This is a genomic window from Paenibacillus chungangensis, from assembly GCF_042675905.1.
GTDB lineage: Bacteria > Bacillota > Bacilli > Paenibacillales > Paenibacillaceae > Pristimantibacillus > Pristimantibacillus chungangensis.
This window is the reverse complement of the sequence record NZ_JBHTJZ010000005.1, coordinates 806,662-831,137: the sequence shown is the minus strand read 5'-3', so window position 1 is coordinate 831,137 and position 24,476 is coordinate 806,662. Positions and strand designations below refer to the sequence as shown.

Below are 24,476 nucleotides of genomic sequence, written 5' to 3'. Positions count from 1 at the left end.
CGGCATAAAGTTGATTTCGGCATAAGGAAAAGTTATCTGGAATACCACATAACTTACCAACTTCCAGATGGATTCTGTTTCGCCGTTGGCCCTCCTCTTGATTGGGCAATTATCTCAGAAGTCAGATAACTGACCCACCAAGATCAGAGCCATCGGACTTTCCGAGTCCATTCGGACATTGAGGAGAAAACGCACTTCCTCCAGCATCTCGCGATCCAGTAAATGCGCTTCATCCACAATAACACAGGGCTTCAGATGATGCAGCCCACGCATGAGTTCGATCTCCCGGTGCAATTGGCGCTTGGCATCGCCACGGTAAAACTTCGCTTCACATCCAAGCTGTTCAAGCAGACCTTTATAAAAATGGCGCGGCGTCAACTTGGAGTCCGATAGATACATTACCTTGTACGTTTTGGCGTTTAGTACCTCTGTAATCCGACGAATTGTTGTCGTTTTGCCGGTCCCGCAATCGCCCGTAACGACAGCGAACAATTGGCGCTCTGCCGCATACGCAAGACGTTCCAGGGTTTCTTCCAGCATCACCGGCAGATACAATTCATCGGTCGGTAGATCCCGGGTGAATGGGGTGCGACGAAGGCTGTAGAACGTTTCAAACATGGCCTTCACCCTCCTTGCGAATCGCTCGGAAGGAGATCGCGGGGATTTGTTGCTCACGGCGCTGATCATGTTTCTTTTCGGCCCCGCGCAGCAATCGCGAGGCGTCCGATGGTTTCGGCTGCAAGTGTTCCGGAAGAGTAGGACGTTTCCCAGATCGTTCCCCGATCACCAGTTCACGCGCTTTCCAAGGTTCATGTCCCTCATATTCAATGGTGATTTCCGATATGTCAGCAGGATCGTAGACGACTTCCACCGTGCGACCGATGAATAGCAATCCGACTTCATATTTTCGATTCATAAAGCTAATGCAGCCCGATATGTCCACTTTCCGACTCTCGCAGTGAAGAAAGGCATTGGCCAGCACGGGCGGCTCTACAAAACGAAGCGGATGCGGATCATTTCGAAACGCTTGCTCTGGACTTCTGCCTCCCAGCGAAGCATGCGACTTGTTTTGGTAGCATTCGCTGAGCTATACCTCAAACCACTGATTCAGTTGTTCCAGCGTTTTCGGTTTTTCTAGTTCCGCTTCGCCTAGGAACGAGTCGACTACACCATTAAGCCGCTCAATTTTGCCTTTACTTTCTGGCGAGTACGGACGAGCAAAGAGAAGCCGAATACCAAGCTTCGCGCAGGTTCTCGCCATCCATTTCGTCTTGTACTGCTTGCCTTGGTCAAAGTAGACCGCCTCCGGCACCCCATACTTCTGGATCGCTTTCCGAAAACAATCTTCCACAATGCTTTGATCGAATAAGGCGTAGAATTCCCCGTGCAACACCGAACGCGTTGCATCATCTTGAAAGAGTACGAGATAGACCTGCTTCTTTTCTCCGCCTGGCCCAATGGGGAGATACGGGCCGTATTTGATGTCTGACTGAACAAGTGCCATCCGGCGCTGCTTTTGGAAGCGTCTTGCTGCCACTCCCTTGTTTTCATACATTCGCATTTGCCGTGAACTGTATCCACGTCCCTCAAACTTCTCCTGCAACGTGCTGCGTTTCACTTCGCCTGGCTTGACGAGCTCTTCCCATTCCAATATCTGAATGATCTGCCGAACACTCCGACCAGGCACCTCGCGACGCAGCAGGATCGCTTGCTCCAGCACCGATTCCGTAATGGCAGCGGCAGTCGGTTTTCTCCCCCTTGCCTGGGGCTTCAAGCCGCTAAAGCCAGCTTCCCGGTACCGTGCCAAATACCGGCGCAGGGTACGCTCGCTGATCCCATGCTGTTCACAGAGTGTGGCTTTGATCTGACTCATCTTAGCCGCATCCAATCCCTCCGCTAATAGCGGAGAGAGGAGCTGAACGCGCTGGGCAGCCATGTCTTCCGCTTTTCGTTTGTCCATCCTCATGACTCCATTTCTTTGGGCTATGAGCATGAGTTTATCCCGAAGGGGTGCGGACAGAAAGGCAGAACGGGTCTGTAACCCATAAGTTCGAATTGGCTAGTGGCCGGACAGCTCGACTCAGCCAACCGGCAGCATCGCCTACTAACCGCCCAAACAAATGGAGTGCGGACTGTGGCTCAGTGGACGGACTGACCACAGAAAGCCCCCTGCGAATGGCGATCGCTTGCAAGCAACCTGCTGCATACACCACCCAGGCTAGAAACCAGCATTTCCAGCGAAGCAAGGTCGATTCATCGGCCGCCACATCTGTACGGTTCGACGCTGAAAGCACCGCTTCGATACTTTCGGCATCGTATCGTTTGTACGGTACGAGCAGATCCGGCAGTTCATGATGAATCTTGCCGCAAGCTTCACAATACAGACGACGGATGACCAACTTCGCCTTTTCCCCGGAGCTTTTGTACCAAACCCGGGGACGGCTTCCTACAATACCCAGTGGACCGCCGCAGCAAGGGGCCGCGATCTGCTCCGCACTCCTAACGAAAAACACCGCTTCTTGGCTCCTTTTCAAGGAGCGTATATTTTGATACAATGACCATGTTGAGTGTAAGGAGACGCCTCTTGTGATACTGTTGGACCAGTATCTCGCTAAAGAGGCGTCTTTCTTTTCCCCCCTCGTTATTCTTCTTGGTCATTATATCGGTCAGTTTACGGACAGGCATTAACGTCAACTTTCGGGCATTCGGGGTCAGCTAAAACACTGTAAGTTCTTCAAGTCCTCTTACGCTCTTCAAAGTTCTTAAATTTTTCTATCCTTTCAAGTCACCGAGTCCTTCAAATCATTCAAGTCATTCAAGCACTTAAGTCATTTAAGTCATTCATGTTGTTCAAGTTCTTCAAGACCTTCAAGTTTTTCAAATCCATCAAGCAATTACAATCTCTCAAATTCTTTAGGCTCTTAGGTTTTACGATCTTGTGGGTTATACGGCTCTATATGTTTTAAAGTGTTACCCCGATTGCACATAACGTTCTTGTATTCACGAACCCTCACTGACTTAAACGACCGAAGGGAGTGGCCGCGACGCGGTTAGGCAGTGCAGGGTTGTCCGGCTGAATCTGCTTCCCTGCTACTGAATTATCTTCTTCGAAACCTCTTCTTACTACTCCGGCCCGGACCAAGGAGCGATAGCGACGCAGCGTGAATACGGTGTTATAGGATGTTCCGGCCTTCTTTGATCTTTCATTCAAATCCCTTCATACGGGTTATAATGTTTTATACAGGTTTTTATACAGGTTTTAATTAAGCTCTTTTCATGGTTTTCATTCAATCCAATTTGTGTTATGATCGTTATAAGAAAACCGAGTGCGCTAACACTCGGCTATACAATTGGCTTGGATGGTTTATTCCCTTCTAAGTCCTTATCGGAAATAAAAACCCACCTTTGGCCGCGAAACCTTGGGGTGGGTTTTTACTTTCTCTTGTTGTTGGAATTAATGTATGTTAAGAGGGCAAGGATAAACATGCCGAATAAAAACATGATTGTCAATGCGTCTTTAACCTCCATAGCTCCACCTCCTTTCGAAGGGAAACTATGACCACCCAAGATTCAATTGTACTTCTATATCTTACCACATTGACAAAGTAATGAATAGAATGTTTGTTCGTGTTTTTGGGTTTTATACGCTTTGCCGGAATTTCCTATAACGTTCTTGTATTCACGACGCCCAGCGAATGCCGGGTGTGTCCACAGCAACTACTTCTCCGAAGCTACTTCTGGGACCGAGGGGCGAATGCCCCGATGCGTGAATATGGTGTTATACGCTGCCCTTGGCTTCTTGACTTATCATTCACATTCTTCTATAGCACTGCGTAAAAAATCTGCTTCATATTGAGCTGCCTTCAGAGCAGTCTTTTTAAATTCACTTCGCAATGAGCGGCATTCAAAAATAGCTTTTCCAATTTGCTTCGTAATGAGTTACTTTCAAAATAGTCTCTTCAGACCTGCTTCGTAATGAGGTACTTTCAAAAAAAATCTATTCATATCTGCTTCGTAATGAGTTACTTTCAAAACAGTCTTTTCAATCTGCTTCGTAATGAGGCACTTTCATAATAGTCTTTTCAGATTTACTCCATAATGAGCTACCTTCAAAATAGTCTTTTTAAATCTGCTTGGTTATGAAATATACGCTCAAACTCAAGCTTACTTTCGCTTAGGCTTTTCAATTTTTAATATGTTTCAAGGGTTGCGTATAACGTTTCGTATATTCACGACGCTCGACGAAGTCGAGTGTGTCCGGCTGTCAACTCTTCCCTGCCAATATCTCCTGCCGGACCGAGGGGCGAATGCCCCGATGCGTGAATATGGTGTTAGACGCTGTTATTGCCTTCTTCGAATATCCTACATCTCATCTTTCTGCCTAAGCCATTCGTTAACTACTATATAAATCAAAGATCTCGCCTCGGTGATATTCATAGGCTTCTTTGGAGGTTCATAATCTAATGCATGCCTCGCTTCCATGCCCACAGCCTTATAACTATTAGCTGTTTGGGTAAATCTCTTGAGATTCTCAGAAGAAACAGAAGAGAAGGATCTAATTCCAGAATCTTTGTCTATTACCTCAAAAATCTTAAATAGCCCAATCCAACTGTCACTATCATGAGATATTAACTTAAATACTTTATTGATCAATTCATTTTTTTGAGATAAATCTAACCAGTTTGATACAGAATCAGCAGGATTACATATTTCAATTGTTCCATCAGCTCTAATGATTTGAGTGCTCGCCCTCACTCGTATTGAAGCAGAAAGATGTGCTGACCCAAATAAAATACGTCCCCCATCGTCTTTCTGTACATAAATATCTGTTACAGCAATCGTGTTTCGAGTTCCTAAGGCAAGCTTTGTAGCGCCATTAATTAAGTCGACTAACTCCTTAACTTTCTCAGAAACTTCCCTATATTCATCTGTAGATAGGATTTGCGATGATTTTAAGTAATATTGATCCCCTTCCTTAAATACAGTTAAATATTCTGTATTTAGTGATTTTGAAAGCTCATAAAGATCCGCTTCATCCCCGGATAAACAAATAATCCACTTCATTGAAACACCCTCCAAATTCTTTGGCCTATTTGCAATAATTGCGTCTAACGTTCTTGTATTCACGACGTCGAAAGACTTAAGGGCAGATCAGGATTGGCGCAGCCAGCCCTTCAACCGGTTCGCAAAGCGAGATTAGTCTTGCAGATGTGTCCGCCTGTATCATCCTCTCCGAATTGCCACGGGCGGACCGAGGGGCGAATGCCCCGAAGTGTGAATACTGTGTTAGCTGAAGTTACTGACATCTTGAATAAGCTTATAGTTCATTCAGTTTGGAAAAAAACAGGGTCTAGATTTAAATAATAATCTACATTTTTCTTAAGTTGGGGATTAAGCCCACTAGTAAATGACGCAAGATATATTTGTTTACCAGCTCTTATTACTTCATTAATTACTGGCATAAAATCACCGTCTCCAGTTATTAGAAACACAGTATCAAGATTATCGTTGTGTGAATGATGAAGGATATCAACTGTCATTTGAATGTCTACACCTTTACCACTTCGACTTCTATTTTCTTTTTTAAACACACACGGAAAAAGTTTATTAGGTAACTCTGAATTATAGTTCTTAAAGTAATTAAAAGATTTGATAGACTCGTTTATTTCATCTATCTTTTGATTATCACCTACTGCGTAAGTATAAAAAACTGCACGAATTACTTCATGTTTTCCAATTATAGAGGTTGTATTTTCATCCCATGCATAAACATCTTTTAAATGTTTTACAGATTCTCGCGGAACCATTCCCTTACTTAAAAGTTCTTGAAATCTCATGGTAATGTTTTCACCATCAATAAAAATCATCATTCTTCTATAGCTAGTAAAATCTTTAGGACCTTGTATCCACATAACAAGACACTCCTATTATATTTTTGTAATTTCAGTAATTTCAGCTAACGTTTCGTATATTCACGACGCCTGGCGAATGCCAGGTGTGTCCACAGCAACCACTTCTTCGAAGCCGCTTCTGGGACCGAGGGCGAATGCCCGATGCGTGAATATGGTGTTATCCGATGCTGCTGGCCTCCTGAAAATACATTCAAAAATAGTTCTTCAGCTCTTAAATTTCCCTTGAATTGCCGGGCTTACTTCTGATCCGATTATGCTTCGATATTTCTCTTGAACTGCCGGGCTAACTTCGGATCCGAATACGCTTCGATATTTCTCTTGAACTGTCGGGCTTGCTTCGGATCCGAATATGCTTCGATATTTCTCTTGAACTGTCGGGCTCGCTTCGGATCCGAATATGCTTCGATATTTCTCTTGAACTGTCGGGCTTGCTTCGGATCCGAATACACTTTGATATTTCCCTTGAATTGTCGGGCTTTCCTGAAACATTAGTCTCCATTCACGTGGGGGAAAACATACTTCATTTCTTTAATATCTAGCAGTTTCGGATAACGTTTTTGTATTCACGAACCTTCACTGCCTTAAGTGACCGGAGGGAACGGCCGCGACGCGGTTAGGCAGTGCAAGGTTGTCCGGCTGAATAGGCTTCCCTGCTACTGAATAAGCTTCTTCGAAACCTCTTCTTCCTGCTTCGGCCGGACCAAGGAGCGATAGCGACGCTGCGTGAATACGGTGTTATGTGTTGCCGGCGTCCTCTTCGATAAATCATTCAAAATCTTTTTCATTCAATTCGTTATTGCACTTGTAACTATCACATTTATAATTAATAATACTATAGACAATAACAAGTACTTTAGCATTCTAAATTTCATTTCTAATACATTTTTCACTTTTTCGATTTTAACGTAATACCACATATTCCCGAAAATAAGAGTCAACATTATTGCCACTGTTATTAACAATCCTATATCGGATTCATTAGAAGATATAGATATGATTAATGTAAAAATAATAGCAATTACTAGCGCCATGATATACGATGTTATTCTTTCAGATATACTAAATCTCGATCTGTTTCTGAGGCCATCAATCAGGCTGAGAATCGATGTGATTAAAATCCCAATTAATATAATCCAGACTACGATAATTGCAACCACCTCATTAAAAGGAATTTAATTTATGGGTTAGTCCTTTTTTGTTTTAATTGTTTTTCGCCGGTTTCACATAACATCCTATCTACGTATTTTATTAATATCGCGAAGAAGAGAGGATTTGCGTAGTTCATCATGGATATCTTTGTAGTAAGCTCTCTAGCACTCCGTTTACTCCAAGGAATCCAATGGACTCTTTATTCGGCTAATGCTCTTTGTGCTCACACGTGTGTAACGCTCAGTGGTACGAGAGCTTTCATGGCCCAGCAATTGCTGGATATAGCGAATGTCTATGCCGCTTTCCAATAGATGGGTGGCGAATGAATGACGCAAGCTGTGCACACTTCCTTTTTTCCCTACTCCTGATCTCGTTAACGCCTGCTCGAACATTTTCTGCACAGATCGCTCCGTCAAGTGCTTTCCCGCTTCACTACCCGGAAATAACCACTTGCCCCGCGCTTCCAGTCTCATATATTTCTGAAGAATGGCCAGCGCATAGCCTGACAAGATGCTATATCGATCCTTCCTCCCTTTCCCTTGTCGAACACGGACTGTCTTGCGGCCAATATCGATATCCTCCGACTGCAACCGTACTACCTCACTCACCCGAAGCCCCGACGAATAGGTCAACGCTAATATTGCCTGATGCTTAACATTGCTCGGAGCTAGGATGATGGTCTTCACTTCCTCGATTGAGAATACAGCAGGAAGTTTAGTTTCCTTCTTCAGTCTAACGTAAGCTTCGCGCATTCGCAGCAGCAGCACTCTCTCACAATAGAATTTGATGGCACTAATGGCTTGGTTCACATAGGCATGCGATTTCTTGTCATGTAACAGTTGAAGTGAATACTGACGAATATCGGTCTCTCCAATTTTATCGCAATTCCCTCGCTCCTCCAGCACATGAATCAATAATCGCCTTACGTGTCCGTTATAGGCCTTCACCGTTTTAGAGCTGTATCCTTTCGCCACTAATGCATTGCTCATCTCTTGTCGATGGCCATTATCCCACTGCTTCAGAAGCCCCGAGGAACGTGCGGCCGTCTTCTTGCTAGCATCCAACCATTCACGAAGGAAGAAGCACTCCTCTTCCAATACTTCATCAATATGAATGACATCCTCGTGGAAGAGCTCCGCCAGTTGAGCAACGGTCGCAAGCTTGTAAGGAATGAGCCACAGTTTCTCCGCCAATACCCACTTTCGCCCCGCTATGGATTTGATTTTTTCTACAGCAGCCATGGAGAATGGTTCTATTCGAATGCCTAACCACTGCTCATCCCTTTTACTTACTCTAATTTCCACATAATCCCTCCCATTATACCATTATCGTAAAATTATGACAGACGCACCTACAAAAAAAGAGAACGACATTGCCTCATAGACAATGCCATTCTCCAGTTCTTCCGGAAGCATATATGGCTAATATTAAAATACCTTCGTCGTCCACGACTCGCAATTCCACGTCTCCGTCACGACATCGCGATAAAATTCCGGCTCGTGGGAAATAAGCAGTATACTACCCTTGTACGCTTTAAGCGCACGCTTCAGCTCATCTTTCGCATCTACGTCTAGATGGTTCGTCGGCTCGTCAAGCACGAGCACATTGCTCTCACGGTTGATCAGCTTGCACAGCCTCACTTTTGCTTTCTCCCCGCCGCTGAGCACCTGAATTTTGCTCTCGATATGCTTCGTCGTCAGTCCGCATTTCGCCAAAGCTGCGCGAACCTCGAATTGATTCAATGAAGGGAACTCATTCCAGATCTCATCGATACAAGTGTTGTAGTTCGCGTCCTTCGCTTCCTGCTCGAAGTAGCCGATCTCCAGATTTTCACCACGTTCCACTTCGCCGGACAACGCAGGAATTTCTCCCAGGATGCTGCGAAGCAGCGTCGTTTTGCCGATGCCGTTCGCACCGACCAGCGCGATCTTTTGCCCGCGCTCCATTCTCAGATCAAGCGGACGGGACAGCGGTTCGGTATAACCGATCACTAACCCTCTCGCTTCGAAGATCACCCTGCCGGCTGTCCGACCTTCCTGGAAATTGAACTGCGGCTTCGGTTTCTCCTTCGCCAGCTCGATAACATCCATCTTGTCGAGCTTCTTCTGGCGGGACATCGCCATGTTGCGCGTTGCGACGTTCGCCTTGTTCCGCGCTACGAAGTCCTTAAGCTCCGCAATCTCCTGCTGCTGACGCTTGAACGCCGATTCCAGCTGCTGCTTCTTCATCTCATACACTTGCATGAAGTGATCGTAGTCGCCGACATAACGCGACAGCTGTTGATTTTCCATATGGTAGATCAGATTGATGACGCTGTTCAGGAACGGGATATCATGAGAGATCAGAATAAATGCATTCTCGTACTCCTGCAAGTAACGCCTCAACCATTCGATATGCTGTTCGTCCAAATAGTTGGTCGGCTCGTCAAGCAGCAGAATGTCCGGCTTCTCCAGCAGCAGCTTGGCCAGAAGCACCTTCGTCCGCTGTCCGCCGCTCAGATCATACACGTCCTTGTCGAGCCCGATATCCGTCAAGCCCAGGCCGCGCGCCGTCTCCTCCACCTTCGCATCAATCAGATAGAAGTCCTGGTTGGTCAGCGTATCTTGAATTGTACCGACTTCCTCCAGCAGCGTCTCCAGCTCCTCAGGCGACACCTCGCCCATCCGTCCGTACATGTCGTTCATCTCTTGCTCCATGTCGAACAGATACTGGAATGCGCTCTTGAGCACATCACGGATCGTCATTCCCTTGGACAGTACCGCATGCTGATCCAGATAGCCGACCCGCATCCGCTTGGACCATTCCACTTTGCCGTCATCCGGCTGCAGCTTGCCTGTAATAATATTCATGAATGTGGATTTGCCTTCACCATTGGCGCCGATCAGACCGATATGCTCGCCTTTCAGCAAGCGGAACGACACATCGTTGAAGATCGCCCGATCACCGAAGCCGTGACTTAATTTCTCTACGTTTAGTATGCTCATTCATTGCACCTTTTCCTATAAAAATTCATATACGCTCTATTATAAAGGTTTATAGGAGGTAAGCTCAACTACAAATCCGGTCTCGGGCGGCAAAAAAATCGCAAATCAAGCTTAATGTGCGCCCTCCATATGGGATGGCAGCTTATCTGACTCGCGCTCCGCTGCCTCTTCGACTTCCTCCCCGGGCATGTGATTGCTTGTGCGAAGCGGTATCTCGCGCAAGAAAAACACGAGCACGAAAGCCACGACGACTAGTCCGGCGCCGACCAGGAAGACCGTGCTAAGCGAGTTGGCCATCGCTGTGCGCACCATTTCGACGATGCCGTTAGCAATCGGCTGAACCGCCTCTGGCAAGCCATGAAGCAGCTTCTCCAGCTCTGGCTGGTTCAGCAGTATTTCCGGCGATTGCAGCGGTGCGAGTGCTTCCGCCACTTTCGGATCCATTCCCTCAAGCGCTCCTCCGCCGCCTGCAGCTGCCGCTTGCTCATTCATTTCCTTCATCATGCGGGACTGCATGATGGAACCGAGTACGGCGATACCGATCGTTCCGCCGACGCTGCGGAACAGCTGCGACGAGGAGGTAGCAACACCCAGCTCACGGGGACTTACCGCATTTTGAACCGTCAGCGTGAAGATCGGCATGCTGAGGCCAAGTCCGATGCCGAATACCGTCATAGCGGTGACCGCATGCCACACTTCGGACATATTGGCCATGACAAGCATTCCGCCAATCATAATCGGCAAGCCGATAATGCCATAACGCTTATATTTGCCTGTTTTCGTAATGATACGTCCTACAAGAGCACTGACGACAACCATTGCGAACGACATCGGCATAGTGACATATCCGGATTGAGATGGCGATACGCCTTCGACACCCTGGATGAAGAACGGAATATAGATCAATGCGCCAATCATACCGGCATTAATAATGAAGGAGATGATGTTGGAGATGACCACGATGTCGTTACGGAACAAGCTAAGCGGCAGAACCGGGCTGCTCGCCTTGCGCTCCACCATAATGAAGACGATCAGGAATACAACTGTTGCTGCGAATAAGGCGATAATTTCTGGCGAAGTCCAGGTGAAGCCGTCTCCGGAGCCGACCAGTGAGAAGCCCGTCAACAGCGCGATAATCGTAAGACTTAGGAATATGGATCCTGCGTAATCGATTCGCTCATCCGACTTCTGGTCCACCTTAGGGAACAAGAACAGAATCATAGCGAATGCAATAATGCCGATCGGCAGGAAGATCCAGAACAGCCAGCTCCAAGGCATATGCTCAACGATCCAGCCGCCCAGTGCAGGACCGATCATGCTGGAGAAGCCGAATACGGCCATAAGAATACCCGTCCACTTGCCCCGTTCCCTAGGCGAGAACAAGTCACCGACAGCGGTGAATACAGAAGCCATAATGATGCCGGCCCCAATTCCCTGAACGCCCCGGTATATAATTAGTTGGGCTATGTCCATAGAGAATCCTGTCAATAGCCCACCTATAATGAATATAACGATGCCGATCAACATGAACGGCTTGCGTCCGTACATATCCGATAGTTTGCCCACCATAACCGTTGCGATCGTTGAAGTAAGCAAGTAAATCGTAATGACCCAGCTGTAATATTGCATACCTCCAAGCTCGGCGATTATTCGCGGCATAGCGGTCCCAACAATCGTCTGATTGATGGCGGCGAAGAACATCGCGGACATAATCGCCAGCATAATCGTAACTTTTCTTTTATTTGATAATTGCTCCATATTATTCTCCCCAATCCTGTAAACATTTGTTTCTCGATATATTTCTCACAACTGCTTGTTTGCGAAGGCACCCACGCACTTACTTGGACCGGAACGTCTACTTTCTCTCCGTTCCTTCCCCCGTTGACTTGCATTTAGCTCCATGACCGCACCCTGTGCCGTGCTGCCCGTCGTCCGATATGAATTGCACCATCTTCTCCAGTATTTCCGTTACCGCCTTCGTTTCATCGTCGCTTAATTGCGCCAGATGCTTGCCCACCATTTCCTTGCGAACTTCGAGCGCCCGATCCAGCATGTGCCTACCCGAATCTGTTAGTTCAATTAAAATCACTCTTCGATCCTTCTGATCATACGTACGTGCCACGTACCCGGCCTTCTCCAATCTGTCGATCATGACCGTCACCGCACTGGGCTTCACATCCAGCTTCTCCGCGAGCTCCGTTGGCCTGCTCTTGCCTCGTTCTTTAATCATTAGAAGCATATACAGCTGCGTGCGGGTGACCCCTTCACCCAGTTCGTATATCAGTTCTCTTCCGTAATACCGATTCAGTATCGTAATGGCTTGCAGAAATCGGCTATTATACGATATCACCTTCATCACCCGCCTAATCCGTCCAATTCACTTCACAACTATATATTTAAACTATTTAAATATTAAGTAATAAACAATCTATTTGTCAAGTGCCATAAAGCGACGGACAACATGAAAAATCCCCCACCATGTATGGTAGGGGAAGCAAAGAATGCTGCTCTGTTTAATCAGTCCATCAATGCTTGCAGAGTTGAATATCTTGATCACTCAACATGATATTGCGAATTGCAGCTAACGCTCCAGCAGCTTCGCCCAGAAGCCGCCGCGGAAGTGTCTTGGCTCATGTGAGATGACGAATGCTTTAGGCGCTTCCTCCGCGATTCGCTCAAGCAACCGCTTCTCGTTACTGCGCTTAACCAGCACCTGCATAACCATTCGCGGACCGTTGCGGCCCTCCGCATGCCACACTGTAACGCCGTATCCATAGCTTCTGAGTCGATCAGGCAAGCTTGTGTTCACGGTATCCGCGATCACCTGCACGACGGAATAACCGAGCGCCAGCGCTTCCTCAATCCGGCTGCCCATGTAGACGCCGATCCCGAAGCCGATACAGTACGCGCCGATGTAGAGCGGGCTGGACAGGTTATCCAGCACGATCTGCAAGCCGACAAGGTAGATGAACACTTCGATCATGGACAGCATAGCTGCCATCGTCCGTTTGCCCTTAATGACCAATATTAATCGCAGTGTGAAGATAGAGACATACGTAATATTGATCCCCAGTATTAAAGCGACAATGAGGGCTGGACTCATGATTAGTCTCTGGAAGCGATATAATCCGGTCTAGGCTTCTGGCCGGAGAATGGCTCCTGCAGCTTGTTCTCTACACTATTGAACACCATGAACACATTGCTCCTCGGGTAAGGAGAGATGTTACTGTTTGATCCGTGCATAACGTTGCAATCGAATAGGAGCACAGAACCGGCTTTCCCGACTGGTGTATCGATACCGCCTTCTTCCGCCATCTTCGTCAAGCTGTCATGATCTGGCACACCATATTCCTGCTTGCGCAGAGAGTCCTTAAAGTGATTCTCCGGCGTCTGGCCGACACAGGCTACGAACTTCTTGTGCGAGCCCGGAATGACCATCAGAGGACCATTGAAGGGATGGTTGTCGCTCAGAGCGATCGAACAGCTCAGCGCCCGCATGCGAGGCATGCCATCTTCCACATGCCAGGTCTCGAAGTCGGAATGCCAGTAGAATTCTTTCCCGTTGAATCCAGGCTTGAAGTTGATCCGGGATTGATGAATGTACGTCTCCGATCCCAGCAAGTATTCCATCATCGCCACCAGCTTGGGATGCGCAGCGAGCTGCTTGAAGATGTCGTTGTTCTCATGCACCGCGAATATCGAACGAACTTCTTTACCGCCGGGCTCGCGAATAACATGGGCGGCTTCTTGATCGCGATAAGCGCCCTGCAGCCGCTCCAGCTCATTGCGCCATGCCTCTATCTCCTCTTGCGAGAAGAATTCCTCCAGGAACAAGTAGCCGTTCTTGTCGTAGAAGTCGGATTGCTCCTTCGTAAGCGCGGCTCCCGGGGACCATTCGCTGTGTACGACAGGGTCCTTGCGTTCCAGCAGCTCCGGTTGCTCGGCAATTCGGGACGGGTATGCATCTTCCTTGGTTTTCACTACTGTTTGATCCATTTTCATCCTGGCCAACATCTCCTTCTCTTCGAATAGTTTTAATTACGTCTCGTTTTTGAATTATTCCTCGACTAACGGATACACGCCATCCTTGTCATGCACTTCATTACCGGTAATCGGAGGATTGAACACGCATACCATGCGCATCCCTATCTCCGTACGGAGCATATGCTTCTCATGTCCGTCGAGCGCATACAATGTGCCCGGCACGATCGGATACGTCTTTCCGCCAATCACTTCAATCTCGCCTTGCCCTTCAATGCAGTAGACGGCCTCTACATGGTTCCGATACCAGATTAACGTCTCCGTCCCCGGCTTGATGACCGTATCATGCATCGAGAAGCCCATACCGTCTTTCTTCAGAAGCAGCCTTCTGGAGTTCCATGTCTCTGCTTGAATATCATCCTCAGTTTTAACCACATCGTCCAAATGTTTTACGATCACTTGTTGTCACTCTCCCTGCTTCTATCCCTAAGTTTGTTGTCTCGCTCTCAAGCTCGCGCCTTCGCCTGTACTTTGCTGGCGGTGGAATCGTACATGTCAGACAATACCTCTTCAATACGCGCTAGCCCTTCTTGCAGCAGCGATTTCTCGATTGTAAGCGGCGGCATTACCTTGGCCACCTCGTCATGAGCACCTGACGTTTCCATAATGACGCCATGCTTGAACGCTTCCTTGCTAAGGCGTGAAGCGTCATCAGCCTTTTTGAAGACGAGGCCTTGAATTAAGCCTTTGCCGCGCAATTCCACGATATGACTGCTGTACTTGGCTTTCAGACCTTGAAGCGCCGTACGAATTATCTCCGCATCAGCGGCGATTTTCCGTTCTAGTTCATCATCCTTCCAATAGGAGAGCGCTTCTGTCGCGGCGACGAATCCCAGATTATTGCCTCGGAACGTGCCGTTATGCTCGCCGGGATTCCATACATCGTATTCAGGTTTAATTAGCGTTAAAGCCATAGGCAAGCCGTAGCCGCCGATCGATTTGGACAAGCAGACAATGTCCGGCTCGATTCCCGCTTCCTCGAAGCTGAAGAAGGTGCCCGTACGTCCGCAGCCCATCTGCACGTCGTCGACGATAAGCAGGATGCCATGCTTGCGGCAGATCGCTTCGATGCGCTGCAACCAATCGACACTAGCCTCATTCAGACCGCCTTCCCCTTGCAATGTCTCCAAGATAACGGCTGCCGGCAAGTCTACGCCACTGCCCGGGTCATCGAGCAGCTTATCCAAGATCATCGACGTATCGACAGAACCCCCTAGATAGCCATCATATGGTACGAATGTAGTATCCGGCAGGCTGACACCTGCACCGCCGCGCTTGAAGGAATTTCCTGTCGCCGCAAGCGACCCTAGCGACATGCCGTGGAACGCATTAGTGAAGGAGATAATATTTTTCCTTCCTGTCACCTTTCTTGCCGTCTTCATTGCGCTCTCAACGGAATTGGTCCCCGTTGGTCCTGGGAACATAATTTTGTATTGAAGCTTTCGAGGCTCCAATATGATCTCGTTGAAGCGGACCAAGAATGTTTCCTTTGCTTCAGTCGCCATGTCAAGACTATGCGTGATACCATCGTCCATCAAATACTGGACAAGCTTGTTGCGAATACCTTCATTGTTATGCCCATAGTTCAGGGAACCCGCCCCTGCGAAGAAATCGATGTATTCCGTGCCATTCTTATCCCATAATTTAGCGTTGCTTGCTTTTTTGAATACCGTTTGGAAGCTCCGAATATAACTGCGCACCTCGGATTCCATCTGATCGAATACTTGTAATGAAGATGCCTTCTCTTGTACTTGTTTCATTTGCCTGCCTCCTCTAATGATTGTTTCCAAGTCGTCTCCTGAAGCCGGAATGGACCGATCCGGTATAACCTTTCATCGTCATGGTGTCCATCGCCAGGGAACAGCTCCGATGAATAATAGTCGCGAATAGCGCATTCCGCTCCCAACTCGTCGGCCACTGACTGGAACAGCTTGCTAGACGGCATATTGCCTGGACTGATCGTCGCTTCGATATACTGAACGTTCGCAGTACCGACACGCTGCAGAAGCTGCCTGATCAATGCCTTGCCTACGCCTCTGCCTCTCATCTTCGCAGATACTCCGATCTGCCAGACGAACAGAGTACTGGTCTCTGTTGGTTTGCGGAACGCCGAGACGAAGCCGACGAGTTCTCCTTCTTCCACTGCTACACAGCAGGTATCGCGGAACAGGTCGAACAGCATCAAGTAGCTATATGCGGAGTTCAGATCCAGTACGCCGGAATCCCTGACGAGCTCCCATGCCTTTGCTCCTTCTTCCACGCTTGGCATTCGATAGAGTAGCTTGCCATCTTCACTGCTTTGTTGCTCATCTTGCTTTGTTGCTGATGCTTGTTGCATAAATGCCTCCTCATCGTTGTCTTCCCAGCCCAATGCACCTGCTCTATAGAAATCTGCTCAAGAAGGATCGCAGACGCTCGCTCTTCGGATTGTCGAACAGCTCTGTCGGACAGCCTTGCTCCACGATTCTCCCCTCTGCTCCGAAGACGACTGTGTCAGCAATATCTTTCGCAAAGTCCATCTCATGCGTGATGAGCATCATCGCCGTATCGGTCTCCTGTGCGATTTCCTTAATCACCTCTAACACCTCGCCGACCAATTCGGGATCCAGTGCAGACGTCACTTCGTCGAACACAAGCACCTTCGGCTGCATGACTAGCGCTCTGGCGATCGCCACCCGCTGCTTCTGACCGCCGGACAACTGAGCGGGATACACATCCAGCTTGCTCTCCAGCCCAACCTTGCGCAGCATTGTGACGGCGCGCTCATGCGCTTCCTCCTTGGACATTTTTAACACGGTAGTCGGCGCAAGCGTCACGTTGCGCAACACCGTCAGATGGGGGAATAGGTTGAAATGCTGGAACACCATGCCCACCTTCTCCCTCATCCTGTGCAGATGCTTTTCATTCGCTCTGACGAGCTGCCCGCGGCGATTATTCATATGCCATAACGGCTCGCCATCAATTGTGATCATGCCGCTTGTAGGCTCCTCTAGCGTCATCAACATTCGTCCCAGCGTTGTTTTACCCGATCCGCTCGGCCCAATAAGCGCAAGCTTTTCACCCGCATGTATCGTCAGATCGATTCCTTTAATCACTTCCAGATCGCCGAATGATTTGGTCACATTCTCATATCGTACGATCGGCTCTCCCAGCAACCGACCAGAATGCGACTCCTTTGTCTTCCGGTCGGCCTCTTCATCTTTTTCCAACACTGCACTCACGTTCATTCACTCCTTCCGTTTCTCTTTGCTGTCGTATCTCTGCTGGCATGCCGCCAGCAATCTCTGTTAGGAATGCCGCCTCTCAATTCGCTTCTCCAGCTGGTTGAATAGCAGCGACATCGCAAGGCTGATGACGATGAAGAAGACGCCAATGACGGTATACGGCTCGAATACCAGATAAGACTTGGATACTTCATTTTTCACGCGGAGCAGCATTTCCATTACCGTGATACCGGACAGCAGCGGCGTTTCTTTGAAGATAACGATCAAATAGTTGCCCATCAACGGCAGCGCGGGAGGAATGGCCTGCGGCAAGATGATTAACAGCCAAGTCTTCGCCTTGGATAAGTTCAATGCTGTTGACGCCTCCCATTGTCCCTTAGGCAACGCATCGATACAGGAGCGGTACACTTCAGACAAGTAGGTCGCATAATGAACCCCCAATCCGATTACACCGGTCAGAAACGCCGTCATCGACACGGGCAGCATCTTGGATATTCCGAAGTACAAGAAGAACAGTTGCACGAGCAGCGGCGTTCGTCTTACGAATTCTACAACGGAGTTGGTTATCAGGTTGATCCAACGTCTGGGCGAGCGCTTGCCAAGTGTGAATACGAGTCCCAACACGACCGCCAGAAGGAATCCGCAGATGGTGGCATACAGCGATACCAATAGAGCGTCTAGTAGCGTTGGCAGTAACTCGACGACATAATTCCAGTTCCACATACGATCACCTCCAAGCGGTTAATTTGCGTTCCAGCAAGCGAACCGTGACGGTGACACAAGTGGACAACAAGAAATAAATAACCAGTAACAAGCCGAAAATAATAGCTTCGTAAGATTGATTATTATTGCGGATAATCATCGCTTCGAACGTCAAGTCGTACATGGCGATAAAATAAACGAGCGATGTCGACTTCAGCAGTTCGATCCATAGATTGCCCATCGGAGGCAGCATCCGAACGATTGCTTGTGGCATAATGATCTTCACCATTCGCTGCAGCGGTGTCAGGTTCAACGCAGTAGATGCTTCGTACTGCCCTTGCGGAATCGACACAATCGCGCTTCGAACGATTTCCGACCCGTACGCCCCGATGTTAAGACCAATCGCGAGCACCGCAGCCCACAGTTTGGGCAGCTCCAGCCCGATCATGGGAAGAGCGAAATATACCCAGAACAACAAGACCAGCAACGACGAAGCTCTGAAGATCTCCATGTAGGTTCGCGATACGTAGCGAATGGGGGCAATATTCGACAGCCTTCCGAGCCCTGACAGGAACGCCAGTATGGTGGATACGACTCCTGCGAGCAGCGTCACCTGAATGGTGATAATGGCGCCGTCCACCAGGAAAGGCAGCCATTTCATTATCGGGAAGTCCACTTCTCTACGCTTCGCAGAGCTGCTGTGCCGTCATATCGCCAGGCAATTCCTGTTCAGTGAACCCGAATTGCTGGAGGATTTCAAGCAGTTCTCCGCTTTCCTTCATCTTGTCCAGCTCCGCGTTGAATGCGTCCCGCAGCTCTGTGTCAGCCTTACGGAATGCGCTTGCTCCGTAGCCGCGTACACTCTCGCCATCCACCGTTGGCTGCTCGAAGTCCATGACACGCTCCAGATTGCTATCGCCCGCCGCATCCAGTCGGGATTGCAACGCCGGACCCGTCATCGTCATTGCATCCGCCCGATCGGATTGCAGTGCGCTAATGGCATCGTCCTGATTGTTGACGAACACCATCTGATCTTCCGGTACGCCAGAGGCTTCCAGATAACCTATCTCTACTGCGCCTGCCATAACGGCTACCTTGGCGTCCTTATTCGCGGCAATGTCTGCATAGCTCTTCAGTCCCAGCGGGTTGCCCGCCTTTACGGCTAGCCCTTCGCCGATGCTGTATTCCGGATCTGCGAAGTTAACCGATTTGCAACGTTCCGGGTTAATGAACATCCCGGCTGTAATCATATCGAACCGCTTCGCATTCAGCCCCGCAATCAAACCTGAAAATTCCGTCAATTCGCCTTTCATCTCATCAATGCCTAACCGCTCCAAAATAACGCGTGCGATCTCCACTGCTTCTCCGGTGAGCTTGCCGTTCTCGTCTTTGTACGCATATGGATTTTCGCCAGCGAACCCCACAGTTACATAACCTTGTTTTTGTAAATCCTTCAGTGTTACTTGCTCATTTCCACTACATGCTCCTAGTAGAAGCAAGGGAATGGTAAGCAGCGACACCCACAACTTTCGCACTTTGAACCCCAACCTTTCTAACACTTTTTTTTCGGACACTTAAAAGGCTACCATCAAACTGCGCTGAGGTCATTTCCAGTAAAAGGGCATAATCAAGGTTATATATAGCTAACTATAGGAGAGGCGGACTGACGGAGCGGGTCCTCCTTATTCCTGCCGTATCCTTCCTTATATTCGCGAATTGAAGATTTTACATGTCATCCGATGTATGTTATATAAGCATTTTTTATAAATATGAATCTCTATTATCTCAGTTCTATTCATAAATATTTCTTATAGAGAAAAAAGGCACACTCTGTCGATAACTTTTTGTCTCTGACAAGCAGTTTGCGACAAACATTTCATAGCCGCTTTGATAACATTGATCTTGCCGCTTACACGGTTCACTATTTACAGAGGAGAGTTGTGAATGAAACTAATCATGAATGAATGCTTTAACAACGAAACAATTAATTTTGACGGCTTTAGCTTCAAAAACTGTGTCTTCACCAATTGTGTCCTCATGATCACTACCCTTGATTTTAACTTTGAAGGCTGTTCCTTCTACGGGTCGACGCTGCACGTTAATCCTCATCTGCCCGTTTTCGATATTTCACATCGATTGTCGCAATCCACATACGATGCCGACACCAGATGCTACCGGGATGATTACAAGTACCCGCGGACGAAATTGGATTTGCCAGCCACCGCTCTTCATTAAGGGGACAGGAAAAAGAACCTCGCCATTTCACATGGGAGGTTCTTTGTTATTGGTCGCTCATATCGTCAACTTGCATTTCACTTTGACGATGATTTTGCGGATGCTTTCGCTGGACAAGTGGAACTTGTGCTCAAGCTCCGTAATCGTGGCTCCATCGGCATAACATTTATAGATCTCGCGATTGCGCTCGGCAAGCAGCTGTCTGGCTCCGCTCTTCTCGCCCCAACTCGCACGTTGATTGGACGGTTTGGGAATATAGATCAGATCCCCTTGAATATATTGCTGCAGCTCGGCAAGCAAACTAGGGGGAAGCACGTCTCTTCCATTTCTGTAGTTCACGGTATAAATCCTCCTCGAACAGTTTCGTAATGTGGCCTTCGGTCATTCTCTTGACTTGCGGTGTAATGACTATCATGTTAATGCCTCCCTTTCTTTCGTATTTTTTAACTTCCTGGTTCCATTATATTGAATATAAGATACATCTACAACGCCGGATTTCCATTTCAAGTGCAGTCCCAGCTTTTTCGCGATTCCCTCACAAAATGGAAGGAGGCCTTGCGGCCTCCCCGTTATGGCGGTCTTCGCTATTAAGCGAAGACCACCTCTTTAAAATTGATCAACATACTCAACTCCTTTCGCTATTCATTCATCGGCCCGACACCCTCATTATACTTCCATTCCATGGAAAGCGGATAGCGAAAAAACGCTTTAAAAGAAACTTTACCTCTTCAAGATGAAAAGGCCTGCCCGCTGTTTGCTTTAGCTGCGTGCTCCGACTGCCTTCAGCCATGCATCAGCAATAAGTGCATGCCCCGCAGGCGAAGGATGAACGCCGTCTCCCGCCCAATACGCTGCCCCGGTACGCATGCTTTGTGCGGCGAACAGTCCGTCCAGAGGTACATACAACGTTTTGAACTCCTCTGCCAACGCGCGAACCGCGGCAATCTTAGGATCCAGATCATCTCTCCAGTTACGCCGATCGTCGGGTACCGGCAAGACGAATGGCTCAACCAATATAAGTTTGGCGTCGAGGCGTTCCTTCGTACTTCGGATGAGTCGACGGTAGCCTTCATAATAGCTCTCCGTAGAGGTAGGATCGTTGCTGTCATATCTGCGCCATGTATCGTTGATGCCAATATAGATCGACACCCAATCGGGCTTTAGTGAGAGACAGTCCTCCTCCCAGCGCCTCTCCAGATCAACGACTCGATTGCCGCTAATTCCTCTGTTTAAAAATGTCACCTTCCGCTCCGGGTACAAGTAACCGAAAATCCCGGCCGTCATATTGGCGTAACCGTTTCCAAGACTGCCCCGGTCTTCCCGGTTTCTGCCGCAGTCCGTAATGCTGTCCCCTTGAAATAGTACAACTTCATTCTCTTTAATCAATGACAAGCTGCTCCCCTCCATACGTTGATAGCATAAAATCTTTCCACATTTTACGTTTCACTACCATTATTGTCAAGAAGCAGTGCTTCATGAGACTGCGGCGGCCCCTTTCCCTCTTCGGCGCATAAGCTCCGGATAAGCAACGCCGAACACAATGATGACGACGCCTCCCCATTGCAGCGGCGTGACATCCTCCCTTAATATGAGCGATGATAATAGAACAGCCATTGGGAGCTCCGCTGCACCAAGAATAGCGGCCATTCCTTCGCCGATATGAGGCACACCGTAGGCGAACAGCACCGGAGGCAGCAATGCGCCGAATACGCCGAGCAGCAGCGCGAACAGGGTCAGATCGCTCCACAGACCTCCATCGAAGAGGAATCGCGGCGGGAAGAGCGCGAATACCAAGAGCATAGCCCCTAACATCATCCACATGCCGCGGTAAGCCGGATGCGCCTTCGGTACGGCCTTCCCGCTGAGCAGCAGGAACAATGTGTAGCTGACAGCCGCCATGAACCCTAAGGCAATACCGAGCATATTGAAACTTCCAGCCCCCTTCTCCAGCAAGCCGGCAGCAAGCAGTGTACCCGTGAACAAGATGAGCAATGAGATTAATACTGGCAGACTGGGACGCTTCCGCTGCCGGACGGCTTGCACAACGACGCCAATCCAGGTGAACTGGAACAACAACAGAATGGCAAGCGATGCAGGAATGTATCGCAAGGATTGGTAATAGAACAAACCGGTAATCGCCGTAGGCATGCCTGCCGCCATAAGCACAAGACGCTGCGTCCAGGTCAGAGAGGTCAATCCGCGTTCATCTGAGCGAATGTTCTCATTCCGTCGCCACGCGCCTGCACTTTCTCTTCGTCTAATGTACCAGGCGAACATAGCCGTCAGCAGAAATCCGACCATCTGCTGGCTGCCCACTACTTCGCCCAGCGAGTATCCCCGGTCGTATGCCAGCACGACGAAGGTCGACAGTACCCCGTAACTGGCCGCACCGATAAATACAGCTGCATATGGTTTTAACATCATACATCCTCCTCATCCTCCCCGTTAGTTTACTTCTCTCACATGTCGATCATGCAAGACATAACGGACTATGCTTGATCATTGACAATTTCGATTGGAATGCCACTTTCCCCAATAAATAAAAAAAGCTACGAAAGTCATGTCCGCCATTAACAGGACAATCGTTCGTAGCATGGAAGTAAAGGCTCCCTGTAGAAACCCCCACCCTGTGCCATTAACCGTTATGTGGGGTTATACGAAAAAGGATATCCGATTGTAAAAGATTGATGATTACATCATAACAGTTTCTATTTTAATTGATCCGATTACATTGTCAATACGTCTTGAATGATTATTCAACCTCGACAATTCGGATCAAGTTCGTCGCTCCCGATCTGCCGCTAGGCACGCCGGCTGTAATGACGGCATAGTCGCCCTTCTGCAGCAGATTCGTTCGAGAGGCATTGCGGATGGCGGACTGGAACATCTCGTCGGTAGAAGCGGTTGCTTCACCCTTCACAGGGATGACGCTCCGAATCAGGCTAAGCCGCTTCAGAACATAATCGTGGGCCGAGATCGCGATAATCGGTGCCTTCGGACGATATTTGGATACCATTCTTGCCGAGAATCCGCTCTCTGTAGGCGTCAGGATGGCCGCAGCGTCCAATTGAAGCGATGCGCTTACCGCGGCCTGACTAATAGCCTCTGTCGCAGATGAGGAGGGCAGATTCATTTGAACTCGGAATTGGTCGTTGTAATGTATTGTTGATTCAGCTCGTTCCGCGATTTGCCTCATCATGCGCACCGATTCTAGCGGGTAGTTGCCGGCGGCCGTCTCTCCCGACAGCATAATGGCGTCGGCTCCTTGCAGCACCGCATTGGCCACATCGCTCACTTCCGCGCGTGTAGGTCTAGGGTTCACCTGCATGGAATCCAGCATTTGCGTCGCGACAATGACGGGTTTGCCGGCTTGATTACATTTGTCAATCATAGACTTCTGTATCATCGGCACATCTTCCGCCGGAATCTCTACACCCAGATCTCCCCTGGCTACCATTATTCCGTCAGATGCCTCGATGATCGCATCCAGATTGTCTACCCCTTCTTCATTCTCGATTTTGGAGATAATGCTGATATGCGAAGCTCCCGCTTCCTCCAGCAATTGACGCACCTGCAAAACATCCTCCGCCCTGCGCACGAAGGATACGGCGATCATGTCGACGCCTTGCTCCACGCCAAATGCGATATGCTTCTCATCGCGTTCCGTCACGCCCGGCAACGTTGTGCGAATACCTGGCAGGTTGACGCCTTTGCGCGGCTTCAACAGGCCGCCATTCACAACATGGCATGTCACTTCAGTATCCGTTACTAGCTCCACGGACAGTTCGATTAATCCGTCGTCGAGGAGAATGCGACTGCCCTGCTTTACTACCTTCGGCAGGTCCTTATAGTTAACAGATACGCACTCTCCATTGCCAACGATATCATCTGTAACAAGCTTGATTAGATCGCCGTTATTTAAGGCGTAGGAGCCCTCTTCCAACGTGCCGATTCTTATTTCAGGTCCTTTAATATCCATCATGACAGCTACAACTGAAGACACCTCGGAGGCTGCTTGTCTGATCATTGCGATTCTTCCGCTATGATCGTTGAGCTCGCCATGCGCCATATTCAAGCGGGCTACATGCATGCCTTCTTTTATCATTTCCTTTAGAATCGAGATCGAATGGGTCGACGGCCCCATTGTGCATACCATTTTTGTGTGACTCATTGCTTATCCCTCCAACTTGAACTGTCATTATTGTAGAGCATCTAAGGGACACCGTATA

The 24,476-nt window shown here is 48.6% G+C and carries 22 protein-coding genes, 1 pseudogene and 1 riboswitch; all 23 genes and pseudogenes read right to left on the bottom strand.

All coding sequences use genetic code 11. The features are described from left to right. Positions 1-114 precede the first annotated feature (114 nt). Complete coding sequence (locus ACFQ2I_RS06395) at positions 115-618, bottom strand: ExeA family protein (RefSeq protein WP_377562855.1); 504 nt, start codon at positions 616-618, stop codon at positions 115-117. After that, a pseudogene (locus ACFQ2I_RS23855) lies at positions 611-1,960 on the bottom strand (DDE-type integrase/transposase/recombinase). The gene ACFQ2I_RS06395 and the pseudogene ACFQ2I_RS23855 overlap by 8 nt, the downstream one beginning before the upstream one ends. Before the next feature lie 37 nt (positions 1,961-1,997). Next, entirely contained in the window at positions 1,998-2,513 is a 516-nt protein-coding gene (locus ACFQ2I_RS06380; RefSeq protein WP_377562852.1) for a DUF6431 domain-containing protein, read from the bottom strand. A 919-nt stretch (positions 2,514-3,432) separates the two neighbouring features. Beyond that, a complete protein-coding gene (comI, locus tag ACFQ2I_RS06375; RefSeq protein ID WP_277345901.1) occupies positions 3,433-3,528 on the bottom strand; it encodes a competence inhibitor ComI in 96 nt (31 codons plus the stop codon). A gap of 834 nt (positions 3,529-4,362) precedes the next feature. Beyond that, positions 4,363-5,064 (bottom strand): hypothetical protein, encoded by a 702-nt coding sequence (locus tag ACFQ2I_RS06370; protein WP_377562851.1) that lies wholly within the window; start codon positions 5,062-5,064, stop codon positions 4,363-4,365. 260 nt (positions 5,065-5,324) lie between these two features. Next, entirely contained in the window at positions 5,325-5,912 is a 588-nt protein-coding gene (locus ACFQ2I_RS06365; protein ID WP_377562850.1) for an NYN domain-containing protein, read from the bottom strand. Positions 5,913-7,234: 1,322 nt separating this feature from the next. Next, entirely contained in the window at positions 7,235-8,365 is a 1,131-nt protein-coding gene (locus tag ACFQ2I_RS06360; RefSeq protein WP_377562849.1) for a tyrosine-type recombinase/integrase, read from the bottom strand. Positions 8,366-8,488: 123 nt separating this feature from the next. After that, complete coding sequence (locus tag ACFQ2I_RS06355; RefSeq protein WP_377562848.1) at positions 8,489-10,045, bottom strand: ABC-F family ATP-binding cassette domain-containing protein; 1,557 nt, start codon at positions 10,043-10,045, stop codon at positions 8,489-8,491. 111 nt (positions 10,046-10,156) lie between these two features. Further along, on the bottom strand, positions 10,157-11,803 hold the full coding sequence (locus tag ACFQ2I_RS06350; protein WP_377562847.1) for an MDR family MFS transporter: 1,647 nt from the start codon (positions 11,801-11,803) through the stop codon (positions 10,157-10,159). Positions 11,804-11,900: 97 nt separating this feature from the next. After that, entirely contained in the window at positions 11,901-12,395 is a 495-nt protein-coding gene (locus tag ACFQ2I_RS06345) for a MarR family winged helix-turn-helix transcriptional regulator (protein ID WP_377562846.1), read from the bottom strand. Positions 12,396-12,626: 231 nt separating this feature from the next. Continuing rightward, complete coding sequence (locus tag ACFQ2I_RS06340) at positions 12,627-13,148, bottom strand: DUF2179 domain-containing protein (RefSeq protein ID WP_377562845.1); 522 nt, start codon at positions 13,146-13,148, stop codon at positions 12,627-12,629. A gap of 2 nt (positions 13,149-13,150) precedes the next feature. Continuing rightward, complete coding sequence (thpD, locus tag ACFQ2I_RS06335; protein WP_377562844.1) at positions 13,151-14,047, bottom strand: ectoine hydroxylase; 897 nt, start codon at positions 14,045-14,047, stop codon at positions 13,151-13,153. A gap of 54 nt (positions 14,048-14,101) precedes the next feature. Next, positions 14,102-14,485, bottom strand: a complete 384-nt coding sequence (locus ACFQ2I_RS06330; RefSeq protein WP_377562843.1) for an ectoine synthase — start codon at positions 14,483-14,485, stop codon at positions 14,102-14,104. Positions 14,486-14,532: 47 nt separating this feature from the next. Further along, on the bottom strand, positions 14,533-15,846 hold the full coding sequence (gene ectB / locus ACFQ2I_RS06325) for a diaminobutyrate--2-oxoglutarate transaminase (RefSeq protein WP_377562842.1): 1,314 nt from the start codon (positions 15,844-15,846) through the stop codon (positions 14,533-14,535). Then, entirely contained in the window at positions 15,843-16,424 is a 582-nt protein-coding gene (gene ectA / locus ACFQ2I_RS06320) for a diaminobutyrate acetyltransferase (RefSeq protein ID WP_377562841.1), read from the bottom strand. The genes ectB and ectA overlap by 4 nt, the downstream gene beginning before the upstream one ends. Before the next feature lie 43 nt (positions 16,425-16,467). Continuing rightward, a complete protein-coding gene (gene ehuA / locus ACFQ2I_RS06315; protein WP_377562840.1) occupies positions 16,468-17,313 on the bottom strand; it encodes an ectoine/hydroxyectoine ABC transporter ATP-binding protein EhuA in 846 nt (281 codons plus the stop codon). Between the two features lie 60 nt (positions 17,314-17,373). Further along, on the bottom strand, positions 17,374-18,033 hold the full coding sequence (ehuD, locus tag ACFQ2I_RS06310; protein ID WP_377562839.1) for an ectoine/hydroxyectoine ABC transporter permease subunit EhuD: 660 nt from the start codon (positions 18,031-18,033) through the stop codon (positions 17,374-17,376). A gap of 4 nt (positions 18,034-18,037) precedes the next feature. Beyond that, positions 18,038-18,673 (bottom strand): ectoine/hydroxyectoine ABC transporter permease subunit EhuC, encoded by a 636-nt coding sequence (ehuC, locus tag ACFQ2I_RS06305; protein WP_377562838.1) that lies wholly within the window; start codon positions 18,671-18,673, stop codon positions 18,038-18,040. A 19-nt stretch (positions 18,674-18,692) separates the two neighbouring features. Then, entirely contained in the window at positions 18,693-19,511 is an 819-nt protein-coding gene (gene ehuB, locus ACFQ2I_RS06300) for an ectoine/hydroxyectoine ABC transporter substrate-binding protein EhuB (RefSeq protein WP_377562992.1), read from the bottom strand. A gap of 793 nt (positions 19,512-20,304) precedes the next feature. Continuing rightward, positions 20,305-20,586 (bottom strand): CD3324 family protein, encoded by a 282-nt coding sequence (locus tag ACFQ2I_RS06295; RefSeq protein ID WP_377562837.1) that lies wholly within the window; start codon positions 20,584-20,586, stop codon positions 20,305-20,307. Positions 20,587-21,006: 420 nt separating this feature from the next. Next, on the bottom strand, positions 21,007-21,639 hold the full coding sequence (locus ACFQ2I_RS06290) for an SGNH/GDSL hydrolase family protein (protein ID WP_377562836.1): 633 nt from the start codon (positions 21,637-21,639) through the stop codon (positions 21,007-21,009). An 81-nt stretch (positions 21,640-21,720) separates the two neighbouring features. Then, the gene (locus tag ACFQ2I_RS06285) at positions 21,721-22,668 is read right to left on the bottom strand and encodes an EamA family transporter (RefSeq protein ID WP_377562835.1); all 948 of its coding nucleotides are present in this window, start codon (positions 22,666-22,668) and stop codon (positions 21,721-21,723) included. Positions 22,669-22,816: 148 nt separating this feature from the next. Continuing rightward, a riboswitch (purine riboswitch) is annotated at positions 22,817-22,927 on the bottom strand. A gap of 72 nt (positions 22,928-22,999) precedes the next feature. Continuing rightward, positions 23,000-24,418: a pyruvate kinase gene (gene pyk / locus ACFQ2I_RS06280; RefSeq protein ID WP_377562834.1), complete on the bottom strand. Its 1,419-nt coding sequence runs from the start codon at positions 24,416-24,418 to the stop codon at positions 23,000-23,002. Between the last annotated feature and the right edge of the window lie 58 nt (positions 24,419-24,476).

Coding starts and splice junctions, on each gene's coding strand:
- ACFQ2I_RS06395 (WP_377562855.1), bottom strand. CDS start 618: ATGTTTGAAACGTTCTACAGCCTTCGTCGCACCCCATTCACCCGGGAT.
- comI (WP_277345901.1), bottom strand. CDS start 3,528: ATGGAGGTTAAAGACGCATTGACAATCATGTTTTTATTCGGCATGTTT.
- ACFQ2I_RS06370 (WP_377562851.1), bottom strand. CDS start 5,064: ATGAAGTGGATTATTTGTTTATCCGGGGATGAAGCGGATCTTTATGAG.
- ACFQ2I_RS06365 (WP_377562850.1), bottom strand. CDS start 5,912: ATGTGGATACAAGGTCCTAAAGATTTTACTAGCTATAGAAGAATGATG.
- ACFQ2I_RS06355 (WP_377562848.1), bottom strand. CDS start 10,045: ATGAGCATACTAAACGTAGAGAAATTAAGTCACGGCTTCGGTGATCGG.
- ACFQ2I_RS06350 (WP_377562847.1), bottom strand. CDS start 11,803: ATGGAGCAATTATCAAATAAAAGAAAAGTTACGATTATGCTGGCGATT.
- ACFQ2I_RS06340 (WP_377562845.1), bottom strand. CDS start 13,148: ATGAGTCCAGCCCTCATTGTCGCTTTAATACTGGGGATCAATATTACG.
- thpD (WP_377562844.1), bottom strand. CDS start 14,047: ATGAAAATGGATCAAACAGTAGTGAAAACCAAGGAAGATGCATACCCG.
- ectB (WP_377562842.1), bottom strand. CDS start 15,846: ATGAAACAAGTACAAGAGAAGGCATCTTCATTACAAGTATTCGATCAG.
- ectA (WP_377562841.1), bottom strand. CDS start 16,424: ATGCAACAAGCATCAGCAACAAAGCAAGATGAGCAACAAAGCAGTGAA.
- ehuA (WP_377562840.1), bottom strand. CDS start 17,313: ATGAACGTGAGTGCAGTGTTGGAAAAAGATGAAGAGGCCGACCGGAAG.
- ehuD (WP_377562839.1), bottom strand. CDS start 18,033: ATGTGGAACTGGAATTATGTCGTCGAGTTACTGCCAACGCTACTAGAC.
- ehuC (WP_377562838.1), bottom strand. CDS start 18,673: ATGAAATGGCTGCCTTTCCTGGTGGACGGCGCCATTATCACCATTCAG.
- ACFQ2I_RS06285 (WP_377562835.1), bottom strand. CDS start 22,668: ATGTTAAAACCATATGCAGCTGTATTTATCGGTGCGGCCAGTTACGGG.
- pyk (WP_377562834.1), bottom strand. CDS start 24,418: ATGAGTCACACAAAAATGGTATGCACAATGGGGCCGTCGACCCATTCG.